Origin of the sequence: Helicobacter sp. 10-6591, from assembly GCF_003288805.1 — a bacterium.
Classification (GTDB): Bacteria; Campylobacterota; Campylobacteria; order Campylobacterales; family Helicobacteraceae; genus Helicobacter_F.
The window spans coordinates 1-352 of record NZ_NHYK01000058.1; the positions used below are offsets into that span (position 1 = coordinate 1).

Sequence of the window (352 nt, forward strand, 5' to 3'; positions counted from 1 at the left end):
TGATCTTTTGATTCTATAGTGCCATTATTAGTGAAGTTTTTCACAACAGTTTGGCCACCTTTAGTAGTAGTTTTCCCATTTTTTGTTTTTTCATCTGTATAGAGATAGACTGTATCTACCTTATTGCTTGAGCTTATTGTTCCTTTATTTTCAAAGCTCTCTATTGTAGAGCCACCACGAAAGAGTATGTTCCATCCTTGCTTTCCATTTTGAATCGTTCTATTAAGAGTAGCTCCTTGTTCTATTGTTATCTTAGGAACATTGACAATACTATTATTACTACCATTACCCACTTCTAGGGTTGGATTGTTATTGTTGTTTGTTTCTTGTTGTATAACAAGTGAGCTTATAG

At 33.5% G+C, this 352-nt stretch carries 1 protein-coding gene; it reads right to left on the reverse strand.

What is annotated here, in order from left to right; all coding sequences use genetic code 11:
- On the reverse strand, positions 1–352 hold a 352-nt coding region (locus CCY97_RS08365), incomplete at both ends, for a hypothetical protein (protein ID WP_181562878.1).